The organism is Parazoarcus communis, from assembly GCF_003111645.1.
GTDB classification, from domain to species: Bacteria; Pseudomonadota; Gammaproteobacteria; order Burkholderiales; family Rhodocyclaceae; genus Parazoarcus; species Parazoarcus communis_A.
This window is the reverse complement of sequence record NZ_CP022187.1, coordinates 866,612-883,116: the sequence shown is the minus strand read 5'-3', so window position 1 is coordinate 883,116 and position 16,505 is coordinate 866,612. Positions and strand designations below refer to the sequence as shown.

The 16,505-nt window shown below is 62.7% G+C and carries 10 protein-coding genes and 2 tRNA genes; 6 read left to right on the top strand and 6 right to left on the bottom strand.

Annotation, left to right across the window (positions count from 1 at the left end; all coding sequences use genetic code 11):
* Positions 1 to 48 precede the first annotated feature (48 nt).
* The 4 genes from CEW83_RS04060 to CEW83_RS04045 all read left to right on the top strand — a co-directional run bounded on the left by CEW83_RS04060 (position 49) and on the right by CEW83_RS04045 (position 2,941).
* Positions 49 to 1,254 carry an amino acid aminotransferase gene (locus CEW83_RS04060; protein ID WP_108948196.1) on the top strand — a complete coding sequence of 402 codons (1,206 nt, stop codon included), beginning with the start codon at positions 49 to 51 and terminating at the stop codon, positions 1,252 to 1,254.
* A gap of 81 nt (positions 1,255 to 1,335) precedes the next feature.
* Positions 1,336 to 1,411: transfer RNA gene (locus CEW83_RS04055), tRNA-Asn, on the top strand.
* Positions 1,412 to 1,489: 78 nt separating this feature from the next.
* A tRNA-Asn gene (locus tag CEW83_RS04050) sits at positions 1,490 to 1,565 on the top strand.
* A 677-nt stretch (positions 1,566 to 2,242) separates the two neighbouring features.
* Positions 2,243 to 2,941 carry a haloacid dehalogenase type II gene (locus CEW83_RS04045; protein WP_108948195.1) on the top strand — a complete coding sequence of 233 codons (699 nt, stop codon included), beginning with the start codon at positions 2,243 to 2,245 and terminating at the stop codon, positions 2,939 to 2,941.
* Positions 2,942 to 3,004: 63 nt separating this feature from the next.
* On the opposite strand, the gene CEW83_RS04040 is transcribed toward CEW83_RS04045, so the two are convergent.
* The 3 genes from CEW83_RS04040 to CEW83_RS04030 all read right to left on the bottom strand — a co-directional run bounded on the left by CEW83_RS04040 (position 3,005) and on the right by CEW83_RS04030 (position 6,525).
* Positions 3,005 to 3,526, bottom strand: a complete 522-nt coding sequence (locus tag CEW83_RS04040; RefSeq protein WP_234418987.1) for a hypothetical protein — start codon at positions 3,524 to 3,526, stop codon at positions 3,005 to 3,007.
* A 180-nt stretch (positions 3,527 to 3,706) separates the two neighbouring features.
* Entirely contained in the window at positions 3,707 to 6,124 is a 2,418-nt protein-coding gene (locus tag CEW83_RS04035; RefSeq protein WP_108948193.1) for a Lon protease family protein, read from the bottom strand.
* Positions 6,125 to 6,231: 107 nt separating this feature from the next.
* A complete protein-coding gene (locus tag CEW83_RS04030) occupies positions 6,232 to 6,525 on the bottom strand; it encodes a hypothetical protein (protein WP_234418986.1) in 294 nt (97 codons plus the stop codon).
* Between the two features lie 309 nt (positions 6,526 to 6,834).
* On the opposite strand from CEW83_RS04030, the gene moaA reads away from it, so the two are divergent.
* Positions 6,835 to 7,905 (top strand): GTP 3',8-cyclase MoaA, encoded by a 1,071-nt coding sequence (gene moaA / locus CEW83_RS04025; protein WP_108948192.1) that lies wholly within the window; start codon positions 6,835 to 6,837, stop codon positions 7,903 to 7,905.
* Here the strand turns inward: moaA and CEW83_RS04020 are convergent.
* The 3 genes from CEW83_RS04020 to CEW83_RS04010 all read right to left on the bottom strand — a co-directional run bounded on the left by CEW83_RS04020 (position 7,890) and on the right by CEW83_RS04010 (position 12,829).
* Positions 7,890 to 9,095, bottom strand: coding sequence for a DNA recombination protein RmuC (locus CEW83_RS04020; RefSeq protein ID WP_420094090.1), 1,206 nt, complete (start codon positions 9,093 to 9,095; stop codon positions 7,890 to 7,892). The two genes, moaA and CEW83_RS04020, sit on opposite strands and share 16 nt — an antisense overlap.
* A gap of 1 nt (position 9,096) precedes the next feature.
* Entirely contained in the window at positions 9,097 to 11,592 is a 2,496-nt protein-coding gene (locus CEW83_RS04015; RefSeq protein WP_108948191.1) for an ABC transporter permease, read from the bottom strand.
* Between the two features lie 64 nt (positions 11,593 to 11,656).
* Positions 11,657 to 12,829: a M20 aminoacylase family protein gene (locus CEW83_RS04010; protein ID WP_108948190.1), complete on the bottom strand. Its 1,173-nt coding sequence runs from the start codon at positions 12,827 to 12,829 to the stop codon at positions 11,657 to 11,659.
* Positions 12,830 to 13,076: 247 nt separating this feature from the next.
* On the opposite strand from CEW83_RS04010, the gene CEW83_RS04005 reads away from it, so the two are divergent.
* Entirely contained in the window at positions 13,077 to 16,493 is a 3,417-nt protein-coding gene (locus CEW83_RS04005; protein ID WP_108948189.1) for a DUF2126 domain-containing protein, read from the top strand.
* Positions 16,494 to 16,505: the final 12 nt, after the last annotated feature.

Sequence of the window (16,505 nt, the reverse complement as noted above, 5' to 3'; positions counted from 1 at the left end):
AGTTTCCCTGCCGGACGGGCGTGAACCGCAAGTGCTACTGGAGCTAACATGTCTGCATCGATCTTCGCCGCCGTCGAAATGGCACCCCGCGACCCGATCCTCGGTCTCAACGAGGCCTTCAATGCCGATACGCGTGCTGAGAAGGTAAACCTCGGCGTCGGCGTGTATTACGACGACAACGGCAAGATTCCGCTGCTGGGTGCCGTTCGCGCGGCCGAAAAAACCCGCCTGGAAGCGATGCCGCCGCGCGGCTATCAGCCCATCGAAGGCGCAGCCACCTACAACACTGCAGTTCAGAACCTGCTGCTCGGCAAGGACTCGCAGCTCATCGCCAACGGCCAGGTCGTGACCATCGAGGCTCTTGGCGGCACGGGCGCGCTCAAGGTCGGCGCCGACTACCTGAAGCGTCTGCAGCCGGGTGCAACGGTGTACATTTCGGACCCGAGCTGGGAAAACCACCGCGCCCTGTTCGAATCCGCCGGCTTCCCGGTCGAAACCTATCCGTACTACGACGCAGCCACCCGCGGCGTGAATTTCGAAGGCATGAAGGCCAAGCTCAACAGCCTGCCCGCCGGTTCGATCATCATCCTCCACGCCTGCTGCCACAACCCGACCGGCGCCGATCTCTCCGACGCCCAGTGGAACGATGTGGTTGACGCCTGCCGCAGCCGCGGACTGATCCCCTTCCTCGACATGGCCTACCAGGGCTTTGCCGACGGCATCGAAGCCGACGCCGTCGCTGTGCGCGCCTTCTCCGCCAGCGGGCTGCAGTTCTTTGTCTCCAGCTCCTTCTCCAAGAGCTTCTCGCTCTACGGCGAGCGTGTGGGCGCACTGTCGATCATCACCGCCGCCAAGGAAGAAAGCGCACGCGTGCTGTCCCAGGTCAAGCGCGTCATCCGCACCAACTACTCCAACCCGCCGATCCATGGTGGCGCCGTGGTTGCAGCGGTGCTCAACTCCCCCGAGCTGCGTCAGCAGTGGGAAGATGAACTGGCCGGCATGCGTGACCGCATCCGCGACATGCGTACCAGCCTGGTCGAACAGCTCAAGGCTGCTGGTGTGGCACAGGACTTCTCCTTTGTCATCAAGCAGCGCGGCATGTTCTCCTACACCGGGCTGACTGCTGCACAGGTCGAGCAACTCAAGACCGACTTCGGCATCTACGCCGTGTCGACCGGTCGTATCTGCCTGGCCGCACTGAACACGAAGAACATCGGTTACGTCGCCAAGGCCATCGCCGCAGTCGTGAAGTAAGAAGGAGAGACGGACTGCATAAAAAAATGCAGTTTATTTCTTGACGAACCAGAAGGCGCAGCCTACAATGCGCGCCTCTGTTCCTCGATAGCTCAGTTGGTAGAGCGCCGGACTGTTAATCCGTAGGTCCCTGGTTCGAGCCCAGGTCGAGGAGCCAGAAGAATTCAGCAGCGGTTGCAGACAGTTTTTGCAGCCGCAGGGGAAGCCCCCAAGGAACGTTGCAGCAAGAGTTTATTCCTCGATAGCTCAGTTGGTAGAGCGCCGGACTGTTAATCCGTAGGTCCCTGGTTCGAGCCCAGGTCGAGGAGCCAGAAGCAAAGCGAAAATGCCATCCTCCGGGGTGGCATTTTTGCGTTTGCGGGATGCGAAGTCAGCATCAGGATTGCCCAGATGCCTACGCCTTCCGTCGTTCGGCGACCGCACGAGGTAAATTGCCGGAGCCTCCAGACATCCCGCAGCCTCAAGCTGTGACGCAACGAAGATGTTCAGAGAACCCGGGGACATTCAGTTTGCACAGCCAGCCTGTTTTAGCGTCAATCGGCGCTCGTACGGCTTTTCGACCAGTTCAATCGGAGCGTGCCCCAACAGGACCTGCGCTGACCTTGCCAGTCCTCACGCACGCAGGAACGGAATGAGGCGGGCCATACGTTCGAATACTGCGGTGGTCTGACAACAAGCGTTCCATCGCAGTCGAGGATCCCCCGTGTATTCCCCTGCCCCTCACGGCACGACTGGCGCAATGCCTGCCGACAGAGCCACTGCGTGATCCTTCAATCTCCCACGCACTCCTCCACCGCGCGCGTGGCAGGCTGCGGCCTTGGCCGCTGTGCGATCGGCCTCTTCTGCCGCGACATGACTGAACGGCTGATCAGGCACACCCCGTGGCGTACGGGACTAGAATGAACTTTCGCGTTCACCAGCCCTGTCGCTCCAGGCCATGCCATCAAGGCACAGACAAGGCAGCAGGCGCGCCGAGAAAGGATGCTCCATGGACAAGGACTTGCCGGTTTCGATCATCGTATTCGACGTAAACGAGACCCTTCTCGACATCACGACGCTCGAGCCCCTTTTCGAACGTGTCTTTGGTGACGCGTTCGTTCTGCGGGAGTGGTTTGCGCAACTGATCCTGTACTCACAGACGATGACGCTCTCGGGGCTCTACACCCCCTTCGGGGCGCTCGCAGTGGGCAGCCTGAGCATGGTGGCGGCCACCCGTGGCGTGACGCTTGCCGACGCCGACATCAGCGAGCTCAAGACGAGAATGAATGAGATGCCGGCCCATCCGGACGTCGCGCCTGCGCTCACGCGGCTGCGCGATGCGGGCTTCCGGATGGTAACGCTGACGAACTCGGCAAGCGCATCGTCGCCCACGGCGCTTGAGCGCGCTGGGATTGCGCCATTCTTCGAGCGTTCGTTCAGCGTCGAGTCGGTCAGAAAGTTCAAGCCGGCCCCGGAAACCTACCAGCTGGTCGCGTCGGAGCTGGGTGCGGACACATCGGCGCTGTGCCTTGTTGCCTGTCACCTGTGGGATACGATTGGCGCACAGGCCGCCGGTTGGCGCGGGGCACTCATTACGCGTCCGCATAATGCAATCCTGCCCGCAGCAGAGGTTCCGGCGCCTGATCTTATTGCGTCTGAGCTGACTGAACTCGCAGATCAGATTGTTCTGCGCTGGAAGCCCGCCTGAGCTTGAAGATCCATCCAATGCAGCCCCTGAAGGGCACTGCATCTGACAACGAAGTCGTGAGCCTCAGCTCCGGCGTCGACCGGCACCGAAGGGTCTGCGTGCAGGACGGCGCTGATCATCGTCCAGCTTGGGTTTTGGCATCAGCAGGTTCTTGCCGCTCTGCCGCGTAATGGCCTTGTGAGCGCGAATCGCCTCGTCGAACTGCGCCCCGGTCATGGGAATCGAGGGGCTCTTCTCGGCGGGCGTATAGGCGGAAAGCTTCTCCCGGACCAGGAACACACGCTCCGAGATATCGGCCTTCTTCGGCAGACCTTCTGCCATCGCCTGGGCCGCTGGGGTCAGCGCGTAGAGCTCGCCGTCCGCAACGATCAGGCCGTGCGTGGCAAGGCGGCGAAAGGACTCCGCCCACAGGTTGGTGGAGTTGATCGGGCAGTCGAGCAACTCGGCTGCGGTCACGATCCCGACCAGTTCGGTCGGCTTTCTTTTTGCAGCAAACAGGGTGGCCAGCAACAACTGGGCGTCAATATCAAGAATCGGGTACATGGAAACGCCTTTTGCGCCGGTTAAGCAATCGAAGCGCGCCATGATGCCTTACTCGGGCCTGGCAAGCACGGTTTACACTGCACACACGGGCTTGGTCGCAACCCGCGCGTCGCGCTCACAGCGCGCTACGACGGGACTTGGCGCCGTTTTCAGCTCCTGCCTGGCCTCACACTACGGACACCGCCGATTGTGCCCCGATCTCTCCGACCGGGGCACGTCCCGTCAGTGCGTGCCGCGGCGCCGGCGGCGTCCGTCGCCATCACCATCGGCGTAGGCATGGCGGGCTGCCGTCATGTCCGCAAGCACGCTGGCAACCTTGTGATTGAGCGAACCGCGCGGCATCACGCCCTTGGAATCCGGCTCGCCTGCTGGAACGCCGGTGAGCACTTCCATTGCTTCGTCGACCGTGCTTACGGGGTAGATGTGGAAACGGCCCTCACGGGCAGCCTCGACCACGTCCTCGCGAAGCATCAGATGACGCACGCTGACCGCTGGAATCACCACGCCCTGAGTGCCATCAAGCCCTCGCGCGGAGCACAGATCGAAGAAGCCTTCGATCTTTTCATTCACGCCACCGATCACCTGGACCTCACCGAACTGGTTCACCGAGCCGGTGATCGCAAGGCGCTGCTCGATCGGCAACTGGGTAAGCGATGACAGCAGGGCGCACAACTCGGCCAGGGAAGCGGAATCGCCCTCGACCGGCGCATACGACTGCTCGAACACCAGGCTGGCAGACAGCGACAGCGGCTGATGGCGCGCATAGCGGGCCGCGAGGAAGGCCGAAAGGATCAGCACGCCCTTGGAGTGGATGGCACCCCCCAGTTCGGCTTCGCGTTCGATATCGACCACATCACCTTCACCGAGCCGAACCGTTGCCGAGATTCTCATCGGATGTCCGAAACGCTCGCCGGCGAGTTCGATCACCACGAGACCGTTGATCTGGCCTGCCCGGGTGCCGCTTGTGGCAATCAGTGTGGTGCCATCAAGCATGGCCTCCCTGACGCGCGTCGGATAGCGGTTGCTTCGCCGTGCCCGGGCTGCAAGCGCAGCCTCGATATGCCCGCGCTCGACGCGCTCGCATTGAGCGAGTCGGGCAAAGTGATCCGCCTCGCGCATCAGGTCGGCGAGAAGGCGGGTCTGCAGGGACAGCCGCGCCGCATCTTCGGCAATGCGGGCCCCCTCCTCCACCAGGCGCGCAACGGCACTGCGATGCAGCGGCAAGAGCTTGGCACTGCGCGCGAGCATCGCCAGAAGCCGGGCGTACTGTTGCTCGTTTTCCGGCGAGCGCGGCAGGTCGTCGTCAAAGTCCGCAGCAACCTTGAACAGCTCAGCGAAGTCGGGGTCGTGCTCCATCAGGGTGTAGTACAGATCGCGGTCGCCGATCATCACCACTTTCAGCCCACACGGTACGGCTTGTGGTTCGAGCGTAAGCGATCCACTCCAGCCCTGCGCCTCGGCAGGTGGCTCGATGCGGATCTCGCTCGAGCGCAGGGTGCGCTTGAGTCCTTCCCACGCAAAGGGCTGGGTCAGCAGACGTTCGGCGTCCACGACGAGATAGCCGCCGTTCGCACGGTGCAGCGCACCAGCCCGGATCAGATTGAAGTGACTGACCTGCGCCCCTTGCTGCACGACGTGTTCGACGCGGCCGATCAGGTTTCCATAGCCCGGATTGTTCTCGAACACGATCGGCGCACCCGTCGATGCGGAGTGATCGACCAGCAGCTTGACCTGGTAGCGGCTGAAGCGACCGCTGTCGTCCGTATCCGCGTCATCGTCGTCCTCATCGAGGACGATGCCATCCACCGCGTAGTCGAGCACATCCTTGACCACTGCATCGAAGAAGGCGAGCACCTCCGGCAAGTCGGCATGACGCGCCCGCATGTCGCGCATCAGGTGCGATACTGCAGGCGTCAGGGCTTCGTTTTCCGCCCGGACCAGCGCCTCGCGCAGGCTCTTGCGCCAGCCGGGGAATTCATTGAGCAGATCCTCGAGTCGGTCGCTCCATTCAGCGACGCGCGACTCGATGGCCTCGCGTTCGCTATCGGGCAAGGCGTCGAACACTTCGGGGGCCATCACCCCCTCTTCGGCCGAGGGCGCAAACACGAAACCGTCCGGTGTCTGCAGCAGCGAGATACCTTCCGCGTTGCACTGTTGCCCAAGCTCGCGTAAGGCCGTGTCCTCGCGGCTCTTGTGCGCTGCCTGCAAGGCCTCGATACGCTCGGTATGAGGGTCGCTGCCAAGCGCGCCCTCGATCGCGGGACCCAGGTCGCGGATGAAGGTCTGCATCTCCGCCCTTAGGGCCGTGCCCCGCCCGGCGGGCAAGGTCAACAGGCGCGGGTGGAGCGGTTCGTCAAAATTGTGGAGGTAGCACAGATCCGGTGGCACAGGCTCCGTCGCCGCGCGCTCGCGCAGGAGGCGAAAGGTGGTGGCATGCTTGCCACTGCCGGCTTCACCGAGGACGAAGACGTGATAATCGGTATGCCCCATCGAGAGCCCGAACTGAAGCGCCTCCATCGCCCGGGCCTGTCCCAGATCGCCGGGATGGTCATCGAGCGTGGCGGTGGTCTCGAAGGAGAATTGATCGGGGCTGCAGCAGGCCCGCAGCTGGGCAGCGGACAGAGGCGCAATATCGGCCATGTTCTTGTTCTCCGGAAGCCGAAACGAAGGTGACTGGCCCGATCGCGACGACCGGGCACCCTACATCTTTACCTCTGTTGCGGCCGCGGGCAAGCCTCAGACGGGAATCAGCGCCCGCTCGTACGTCGCATCGGACCGTCACCCCAACGCAGATCAAAGGGCTCGTTCTCGAACTGCGGATACAGATTGTCGTGTTCCATCAGCAAACGCATGATGGTCATGGCATGCTCAGCGGGGAATCCCTGGCGCTTTCCACCGCGCGTATCGGTCATCAGGTTCGAAATGTACTGGCGACACTCCCTTGTACCCCAGATCAGGTCAATGCCCCGCAAGTGGGGAAACCGGTCGTAAAGGGCGGTGGTGTCAGTTTTTCGCGGCAGATTGCCGCAGCGTGCGTTCAAGGTACAACTCCTCGTGCTCTCAAATTCAGCCACGTCCAGTGACCAGTTCAGAAATATGGCTTCTGTCGTTTACGGCGTTTACGGCGTTTACGGCGTTTATTATCTCTAAAGATATAGGTTCTGAAAGTGTTTAATGCGACTGAATCAGCCTCAGCGTGCGGGTATTCACGAATTGCTCCCCAATTTGGGCTGAGCTATCCGTAGTAACCACAACAAACGAAGTGCTTTTACTTGCTTGACCACGGACAAGGCACTGTGGAACAGTCGGCTGCAGGATCAGTCGAAAGTCAAAAACCTGCGTACCCCACCATGAAAGTCATCCCGATCCACAACACTGCTTCGCTTCCCCTGCCTGAACCCGCGTCGGTTCAGGACGGCCCGCTGTTCGACCGTCGCGGCCGGAACGTGCGTGACCTGCGGATCTCGGTAACCGATCGCTGCAACTTCCGCTGTGTGTACTGCATGCCGCGTGAGGTCTTCGACAAGGACTACCCCTTCCTGCCGCGGACACAACTGCTGAGCTTTGAAGAGATCTACCGTGTGGCCCGGCTTTTTGTCGAACGTGGCGTACGCAAGATCCGCATCACCGGCGGCGAGCCCCTTCTGCGCAAGGACATCGAGCGCCTGATCGGCATGCTTGCGAAACTGGACGACGTGGAGATCACGCTGACCACGAATGGCGTGCTCCTCCCGAAACTGGCGCAGACCTTGCGCGACGCGGGCCTGCATCGCGTAACGGTGAGCCTGGATGCGCTCGACGATCAGCTCTTCCGCAGCATGAACGATGCCGACTATCCGGTGGCGCGTGTCCTTGAGGGCATCGATGCGGCGAAGTCCGCGGGTTTTGACGCAATCAAGGTCAACATGGTGGTCAAGCGCGGCAGCAACGATCAGGACATCGTTCCGATGGCCGGGCACTTCCGCAACAGTGGCCACATCCTGCGCTTCATCGAATTCATGGACGTTGGTGCCAGCAACGGCTGGAAGATGGATGAAGTGCTGCCGTCGCGCGATGTCATCGAGCGCATTGGCACACACTTCCCGCTCGAGCCCATCGACCCCAATTACGAGGGTGAAGTCGCCGAGCGCTGGCGCTATCGGGACGGCGGCGGCGAGATCGGCGTCATTTCGTCGGTCACCCAGGCGTTCTGCAGCACCTGTACCCGCATCCGGCTATCAACCGAAGGCAAGCTCTACACCTGCCTTTTCGCGCAGCAGGGACACGATCTGCGTGACCTGCTGCGCAGCGGCGCGGACGACCGTCGGCTCGATGCCGCGATTGCCGGAGTGTGGACACAGCGCGACGACCGCTACTCCGAGATTCGCACCGCAGCCACGGCCTCGCGCCCCAAGATCGAAATGTCCTATATCGGCGGCTGAGCTGCTGTTTCGGGCAGGCGGTCGAACTCGTCGATTTCGTCGAGGCGCGCCGACTCGATTTTCTGGAAGTGCGCAGTGATCTTGCGACTCGAGGTCTGCACGTCCTGCACGTCCTTGCTGGCCTGATCGATGTGCCGCGCAAGCGCATTCATGCGCTCGTCAAAGCGGTGAAAATCCTTTGCCAGCTTGCCCAGCGCATCCTGGATGACGTGGATCTGCTTGCGCGTCTCGACATCCTTGAGCACAGCACGCGCCGTATTGAGCACCGCCATCAGCGTGGTGGGTGACACGATCCAGACCCGCTTGCCCTGTGCATAGGCAATGACCTCGGGATGATAGGCGTGCAGTTCGGCGAACACGGCCTCGGCGGGCAGGAACATCATCGCACCATCGGATGTCACGCCGGGCAGGATGTACTTGCCTGCGATCGCATCCACATGGCGGCGCACGTCGGCCCGGAACGCCACCTGCGCGGCCTTGCGATCGAGTTCCGCGAGACTGCTGTCGAACATGCGGTGATAGTTCTCCAGCGGGAACTTCGCATCCACGGCCACCATCCCGGTTGGCTCGGGCAGTTTGAGCACACAGTCGGCCCGGGTATTGTTGGGCAGGGTCGATTGGAATTCGAACGCGTCGGGCGGAAGCGAATTGCGTACCAGGGCTTCGAGCTGTACTTCACCAAACGCCCCGCGTGCCTTCTTGTCGCCCAGAAGCTCCTGGAGGCTGACCACGTTCGTGGTGAGGCCGTCGATCTTCTTCTGCGCCTCGTCGATGGTGGCGAGGCGGGACATGACACTGGCAAAGGTGTCGTTGGTCTTGCGGAAACCCTCGTCGAGACGCTCGTTCACCTGCCCGGCAAGCGTCTGCAGACGGCCATCGACGCTGTGTGTCAGCGCTTCGATACTGCGCGAAAGCTGCACTGAGGCCGCACCCAGTCCGCGTTGCAGGATTTCCCTGTCGGCGCGGGCGTGATCGCCGATGCGGTCGGTCTGCCGGGTCAGCCCATCGTGAAGGTCACGCAGCAGATCGCGATGCTGTGCTGCAAGCTGCTGGTCCAGGCGTTCCCCGAGCTTCGATTGAACGTCGCGCTCCAGGCGACCGGTGCGCATCACGACCCAGAGCAGGAGCACAAGCACCAGCGCGAGCATCCCGAGCAGGACAAGCTCGGCATTACTGAATATCTGCATCATTTCAACCCAATGCCCTCAGGCTCGCCAGCGGGGGGCGCGACAGCAGGCCGCGGGTGCCGATCCATCCTCCAAGCATCACGCCTGCCGCCCCTGCAAGGCTCGACAGCAGCAAGGGCCAGCCCGAAGGGATGTAGTCCATCCTGAACACGAAGTGTGCAAGAGCCCACCCGATCGCCGTTGCGCCGATACCGGCCAGCACACCGGCCACGCCGCCGAGCGCAATGAACTCGGCGCTCAAGGCCTGCCGCACCTGGCGATTTCGTGCGCCGAGCGTGCGCAGCATGGCAAGTTCGAATTCACGCTCGTCATGGGTCGACTGCAGCGCCGCATACAGCACCACCAGCCCTGCCACCACTGCAAAGCCGAATACGAACTGCACGATCAGAATCAGCTTGTCGGTCATGGTCTTGACCTGGGTGAGCACCGCACCAATGTCGATTACCGACAGATTGGGGAAGGCGGCCACCAGGCGCGTGGTGAAGTCATGCTGCTCCAGTGGAAGGTGGAAACTGGTGATCAGGCTTGCCGGATAGTCTTCCAGCAGCCCTTCGGACGCAATGAAGAAGAAGTTCACCCGCATCGAATCCCAGTTCAGCTCGCGCACACTGGTCACCGGTGCTTCGACCTGCTGGCCGGCCACCTCGAAGCGCACGCTGTCGCCCAGCTTGATGCCAAAGGTTTCGGCGAGCCCCTTCTCCACGGAAAACTGCGCAGTTTCGCCCGCGCCATGCCACTGTCCGTCGATGATCTCGTTTCCCTCGGGCAGCGCACTCGAATAGGACAGATTGAATTCTCGCGCAGCGAGCCGGCGCGTACGGGTGTCCTCGAAGCTGTCCGGCTTTACCGCCTCGCCATTGATGGCAAGCATGCGGCCACGGATCATCGGCTCGACCCCGGGGCGCGCAAGGCCTTCAGCGACGAAGAAGTCTTCCAGCGCTGCGCGCTGGTCGGGCTGAATATTGATCACGAACCGGTTGGGCGCATCGGCCGGCGTCATGTTGCGCCAGTCGTTCAGCAGGTCGCCACGGACAAGGGTCAGCAACAGCAAGGCCGTCATCCCCAGGCCAAGCGCAGCGACCTGAATCACGCTCGGCACCATGCGTCGCCCGAGTGCAGCAATCCCGTATCGCCAGCCGCCGCCCCTCAGACTGCCCCGCCCCTTGAACCGGGTGGCGAGATGCAGCACAAACCAACCGGCAAGGGCATACACGCCAAGCGCCACCGCAAAGCCGCCCGCCACGGCGACCCCGAGCCGGACATCGGCAGCAATCCAGAAGATCAGCCCCAGCAGGGCCAGCAAACCGAGCCCCCATGCGCTGTTGCTGAGTGGCTCTGCCGAGGAGAATTCACGTCGCAGAACCCGCAGCGTCGGCACCGCCCCGAGGCGAAGCAACTGCGGCAGCACGAAGCCGATCAGGAGCGCCATGCCGACCAGCAGACCATGCGCGAGCGGCAGCATTGACGGTGCGGGCAGTTCGGTAGCCAGCACCTCACGCAAGCCGCTCCCGAGCCCCCACTGCACGCTCCAGCCCAGTGCGCTGCCGAGCGCGGCAGCGACCAGACCGAAGATCAGAAACTCACCGATGACAATTCCCAGTACTTGCGCCTGGCGTGCGCCGAGACAGCGCATGACGGCGCACGCGTCGAGGTGGCGCTGCATGAACCGCCGAGCCGACAGCCCGACTGCAACCGCTGCCAGAATCACCGCCAGCAAGGCGGCCAGCCGCAGAAAGCGCTGTGCCTGATCGAGCGCGGCGCGAACCTCGGGGCGGGCATTCTCGATGGTCTCAACCGATTGACCGCGCCCCAGCGCGCTCCGCGCCCACTGCTCGTATGCACTCACGGCTTCGGGGGTGCCCGCCAGATGAAGCCGCCAGTTCGCACGGCTGCCGGCCGTGATCAGGCCGGTGTCCGCAAGATCGGAGAGATTGAAGATGGCCCGCGGCAGCAGACTGAAGAAGTTGGCGCCGCGATCGGACTCGAAGCTGATCATGCCGCCGACCCGGAACGTCTGCAGGCCGAGACTGACGGCATCTCCCGTCTTCAGCCCAAGCTGCGCGAAAAGCCGTTCGTCCAGCCATACTTCTCCTGGCGCCGGCGACCGCCCTGCCTCGGCGTCGGGCTGATTCGGCCCGGGCGCGAGACGCACGGAACCACGCAGCGGATAGCCGTCCTCAACCACCTTGACGCCGGCCAGCACCGCATCGTCCTCGGTACTGGCCATGCTGGTGAACAGAACCGTAGACGCCACGCGCAGTCCGCGCTGACGCGCCTCGTCCGCAAACGAATCCGGCCACGGTTGATCAGCCCGCAGCAGCAGATCGCCGCCAAGCAGCTGGTTGGCTTCGCGGTCGAGCCCACGCCCGACCCGGTCGGCGAGAAATCCGACGCTGGTCAGGCTGGCGACGGCGATGATGATGGCAAGACCCAGCAGATGCAGTTCGCCGGCACGGAAGTCGCGACGCATCATGCGAAAGGCAAGACGGAGAGTGTTCATGAGCTGCTAACGGGACGTAATGCGGAGATGGACGGTCCCGCGGTGAATCGGTTCAATACGTGGCTCACTTCCCGGCCGGAAGCAGGCGATTGACCAGTTCCACCCAGTAGGCCACGCCGACGGGAAGAATCTCGTCGTTGAAGTCGTAATTGGGGTTGTGCAGCATGCAGCCGCCCTCCCCCGGTCCATTGCCGATCCAGACATAGGCGCCGGGCTTGCGCTGCAGAAAGTAGGAGAAATCCTCTGCCCCCATGCTCGGCCTTGCCATTGTGTCGACCTTGTCTGCGCCCACCAGGCTGGTTGCGGTTTCCACGCACAGCGCTGCTTCGGCCGGGGTGTTGATCGTCGGCGGATAGCCGCGGCGGTACTCGAAATCGACACGCACGCCAAAGGCGTCGCCGATGCCCACGCAGAGTTCTCCCAGGCGCTGTTCGATACGTTGTTGCACGAGCTCGGAGAAGGCGCGCACGGTACCGGAAAGCTCGGCGCGATCCGGAATCACGTTGTAGGCCTCTCCGGCGTGAAACTGCGTCACCGACACCACGGCAGCATCCGCCGGGTCCAGCGTGCGCGACACGATAGTCTGGATTGCCTGCACCAGCGCGGCACCGGCTGCGACAGGGTCGGCGCCAAGGTGGGGCATCGCGGCATGGGCGCCGGTGCCGAGAACACGGATATCGAAACGATCGGCGCTTGCCATCACCGGCCCCGCGTGCACTGCAAACTGCCCGGCAGGGATGCCCGGCCAGTTGTGCATGCCGAAAACGGATTCCATCGGGAAGCGCTCGAACAGACCATCCTCGATCATGACGCGACCGCCGCCCTCGCCCTCTTCTGCAGGCTGGAAGATCAGGTAGACCGTGCCATCGAAGCCTTTGTGCTCGGCGAGCACCTGCGCGGCCCCGAGCAGCATGGTGGTATGGCCATCATGACCGCAGGCGTGCATGCAGCCTTCGTGCGTCGAGCGGTGCTCGAAGGTATTACGCTCGGTGATCGAGAGCGCGTCCATGTCGGCGCGAAGGCCGATGGCGCGCAGACTGCGACCGGCGCGAATCACGCCGACCACGCCGGTACCGCCGATACCCTGATGCACCTCGATTCCCGCCGTTTCGAGCTCCTTGACCACGACCGATGCGGTCCGGTGCTCCATGAAGGCGAGCTCGGGGTGAGCATGGATATCGCGACGAATGGCCTTCAGGCGGGAATGGGCTGGACGAACTCGGTCAATGACACTCATGATCTGGCGATGGCTAAGGCCTGTCTTTGCGCTGTGTTGCTTTCAGTGTATTACAGGTTATCCGTCATTGCCGCGCAGCGTGAAAAGGGCACAATAGAGCAAGTCAAACCAATTCGGGTGCGCCCCAAAAATGGGCGCGCCCGGAAATGGTGCATAAATCGTACATTTCCCGCCAAATCCGAGCGTTTTTACATGGCGCGGGAATTGCTCCAACACAGAACATTCTGCCAGCGAAAAGGAAGCATCCATGTCGATTCATGTGGCGCTGTCTCACGTCACCACCTATCACTACGATCGCCCGATCAACCTTGGCCCGCAAGTTGTCCGTCTGCGTCCCGCGCCACATAGCCGGACCAGCATACTTTCGTATTCGCTTCGGGTGCTTCCCGAAGATCACTTCATCAACTGGCAGCAGGATCCCCAGTCGAACTACCTTGCCCGGCTCGTGTTCGAGAAGCCAACCGACCACTTCAAGGTCCAGGTTGACCTCGTCGCCGAGATGTCGGTGATCAACCCCTTTGCCTTCTTCCTTGAGCCCTATGCGGAGAACTTCCCGTTCAAGTACGAAGCATCGCAGAACCACGAGCTTGCGCCCTACCTGCTCAAACTTCCGCTGACGCCGAAGTTCGAGGAGTACCTGGAGACGATCGACCTCACCGAACGCCGCAGCGTCGACTTCCTGGTGAAGGTCAATAGCGACCTGTACTCCCACATCGGCTATCTGATTCGCCTCGAACCCGGCGTACAGACCCCGGAAGAAACGCTGGTCAAGAAGTCCGGCTCGTGCCGCGACTCGGCATGGCTGCTCGTGCAGTTGATGCGCCACCTCGGCCTCGCTGCGCGTTTCGTGTCCGGCTACCTTATTCAGCTCACTGCCGACGTCAAGTCGCTGGACGGCCCGAGCGGACCGGAGCAGGACTTCACCGACCTGCATGCATGGTGCGAGGTCTATCTGCCCGGCGCAGGCTGGATCGGCCTTGATCCGACCTCGGGCCTGTTCGCCGGCGAAGGCCACATTCCCCTCGCCTGCTCGCCCGACCCAACGTCCGCTGCGCCCATCACCGGCGCACTCGAGAAGTGCGAGGTCACCTTCGAGCACGAAATGAAGGTCACCCGGATCTGGGAAGCGCCCCGCGTAACCAAGCCCTACACCGAAGAGCAGTGGGACGAAATCGTTCGCCTCGGACATGCAATCGACGGCGAGCTCAACGAGCACGACGTGCGCCTCACCCAGGGTGGCGAACCCACCTTTGTTTCAGTGGACGACGCCGAAGGCGACGAATGGAACACCGCGGCCATGGGCCCGGACAAGAAGCGGCTGTCGACTGACCTGTATCACCGCCTGCGCAACAAGTACGGCCCGAACGGGCTGGTGCACTTTGGTCAGGGCAAGTGGTATCCGGGTGAGCAACTCCCGCGCTGGTCGCTGAACTGCTACTGGCGCAAGGATGGCGAACCGATGTGGTCGCGCCCCGATCTGATTGCCGACGAAAGCAAGCCCGGCACCGCAGACGATGTCATCGCCGGCACCTTCCTGCGCAGTGTCGCGAACAAGCTCGGCCTTGCACCCGAGTACGTCTTCCCCGCCTACGAAGATGTGTTCTATTACATGTGGCGCGAGCGTCGCCTGCCGGCAAACGTTGACCCGTTCGACTCACGGATCGACGACGAAATGGAACGCGAGCGCCTGATGAAGGTATTCACGCAGGGCCTGGCCAAGGTCTGCGGCTATGCCTTCCCGATCACGCGCAATGCGGTTTCAGGCGAATGGCAGACTGGGCCATGGTTCCTGCGCAGCGAACGCTGCTATCTGTTCCCTGGCGACTCGCCCATGGGCTACCGTCTGCCGCTCGACTCGCAGCCTTGGGCCGTGGCGGGTGATCGCCCTGTCATTCATCAGCCCGACCCCTTCGATTACTACCCGCCGCTGCCGGCACATGCCGCGCTCAAGCTCCAGCTCGGGCCCGCATCGCGACCCGATGGCGCGACCTTGCGCCGTTCCGGCAGTACTGGCGTCGTGACCGGCGTCGGCGCGGACAGTGGCGCCGGCAGGGGTGTTTCGACGGCACCTGCCCATGGTGGCACGAGCTCGCTGGCGGAATCGACCGGGCGCCGTCCGGAACTCAAGCAATCCGCCGGCTGGATTTCGCGCACCGCCATGTGCGCGGAAGCACGTAACGGCGTCCTTTACGTTTTTATGCCGCCGACCGAAAGCCTCGAGGATTACCTTGAGATCGTTGCGGCAATCGAGGCGACCGCCGAAGACCTCAAACAGCCCGTCATGCTCGAAGGCTACGAGCCGCCGCGCGACCCCCGTGTCCAGCACTTCCGCATCACGCCCGACCCCGGCGTCGTAGAGGTCAACGTCCATCCGGCGACGAGCTGGGACGAGCTCGTCGATCAGACCGAGCACCTGTACGAAGCGGCTCACCACTCCCGTCTGTCGAGCGAGAAGTTCATGGTCGACGGACGCCACACCGGAACCGGTGGCGGCAACCACTTCGTGATGGGCGGCGCAACGCCGGCGGATTCGCCCTTCCTGCGCCGGCCGGATCTCCTGCGCAGCCTGATCAGCTTCTGGCACAACCACCCGAGCCTGTCCTATCTGTTCTCGGGCATGTTCATTGGCCCGACCTCACAGGCGCCGCGGATCGACGAGGCCCGCAACGACTCGGTTGCAGAGATCGAACTCGCGTTCAAGGAGATGACGCGGGTCATCGAAACGTCGCCGAACGGCTGCCCGCCGTGGATCGTCGACCGCCTGCTGCGCAACCTGCTGATCGACGTCAGCGGCAATACCCACCGCGCAGAGTTCTGCATCGACAAGCTGTACTCGCCCGACGGCCCGACCGGGCGCCTTGGCCTGCTCGAGATGCGCGCCTTCGAGATGCCGCCGCACGCACGCATGAGCCTGGCTCAACAGCTGTTGCTGCGCGCTCTGATCGCACGCTTCTGGAAAGACCCCTACACCCCGCCGAAGCTCGTGCGCTGGGGAACGGAACTGCACGACCGCTTCCTGCTGCCGCATTTCATCTGGCAGGATTTCTGCGACGTCATGGAGGATCTCCAGGCGGACGGCTATCCGATCAAGGCGGAATGGTTCGCGTCACATCTCGAGTTCCGTTGCCCGAAATACGGCGACTATACGGTCAAGGGGATGACGCTTGAGATCCGCGCTGCCCTCGAACCCTGGCACGTCATGGGTGAAGAAGGCGCTGCAGGTGGCACCGCACGTTACGTCGACTCCTCGCTCGAACGCGTTCAGGTGAAACTCACCGGTGCTGCGCCGGATCGTTATGTCGTCACCTGCAACGGCGTTCCGGTTCCGATGCAGCCGACCGGTGTGGTTGGCGAGTTCGTCGCCGGCGTGCGTTATCGCGCCTGGCAGCCGCCGTCGGCCCTGCATCCGACGATCGGCATAGACAGTCCCCTCACCTTCGATCTGGTGGACACCTGGAATCAGCGCAGTATTGGCGGCTGCCAATACCACGTGGTGCACCCGGGCGGACGCAACTACGATGACTTCCCGGTCAACGCATTTGCTGCCGAAAGCCGGCGCATCGCACGTTTCTTCCAGATGGGTCACACACCGGGCAAGATGGTCGTTGGTGAAGTTCGCACACACCCGGAGTTCCCTTTCACGCTAGACTTGCGCCATTATTAATGTGCACGCCGC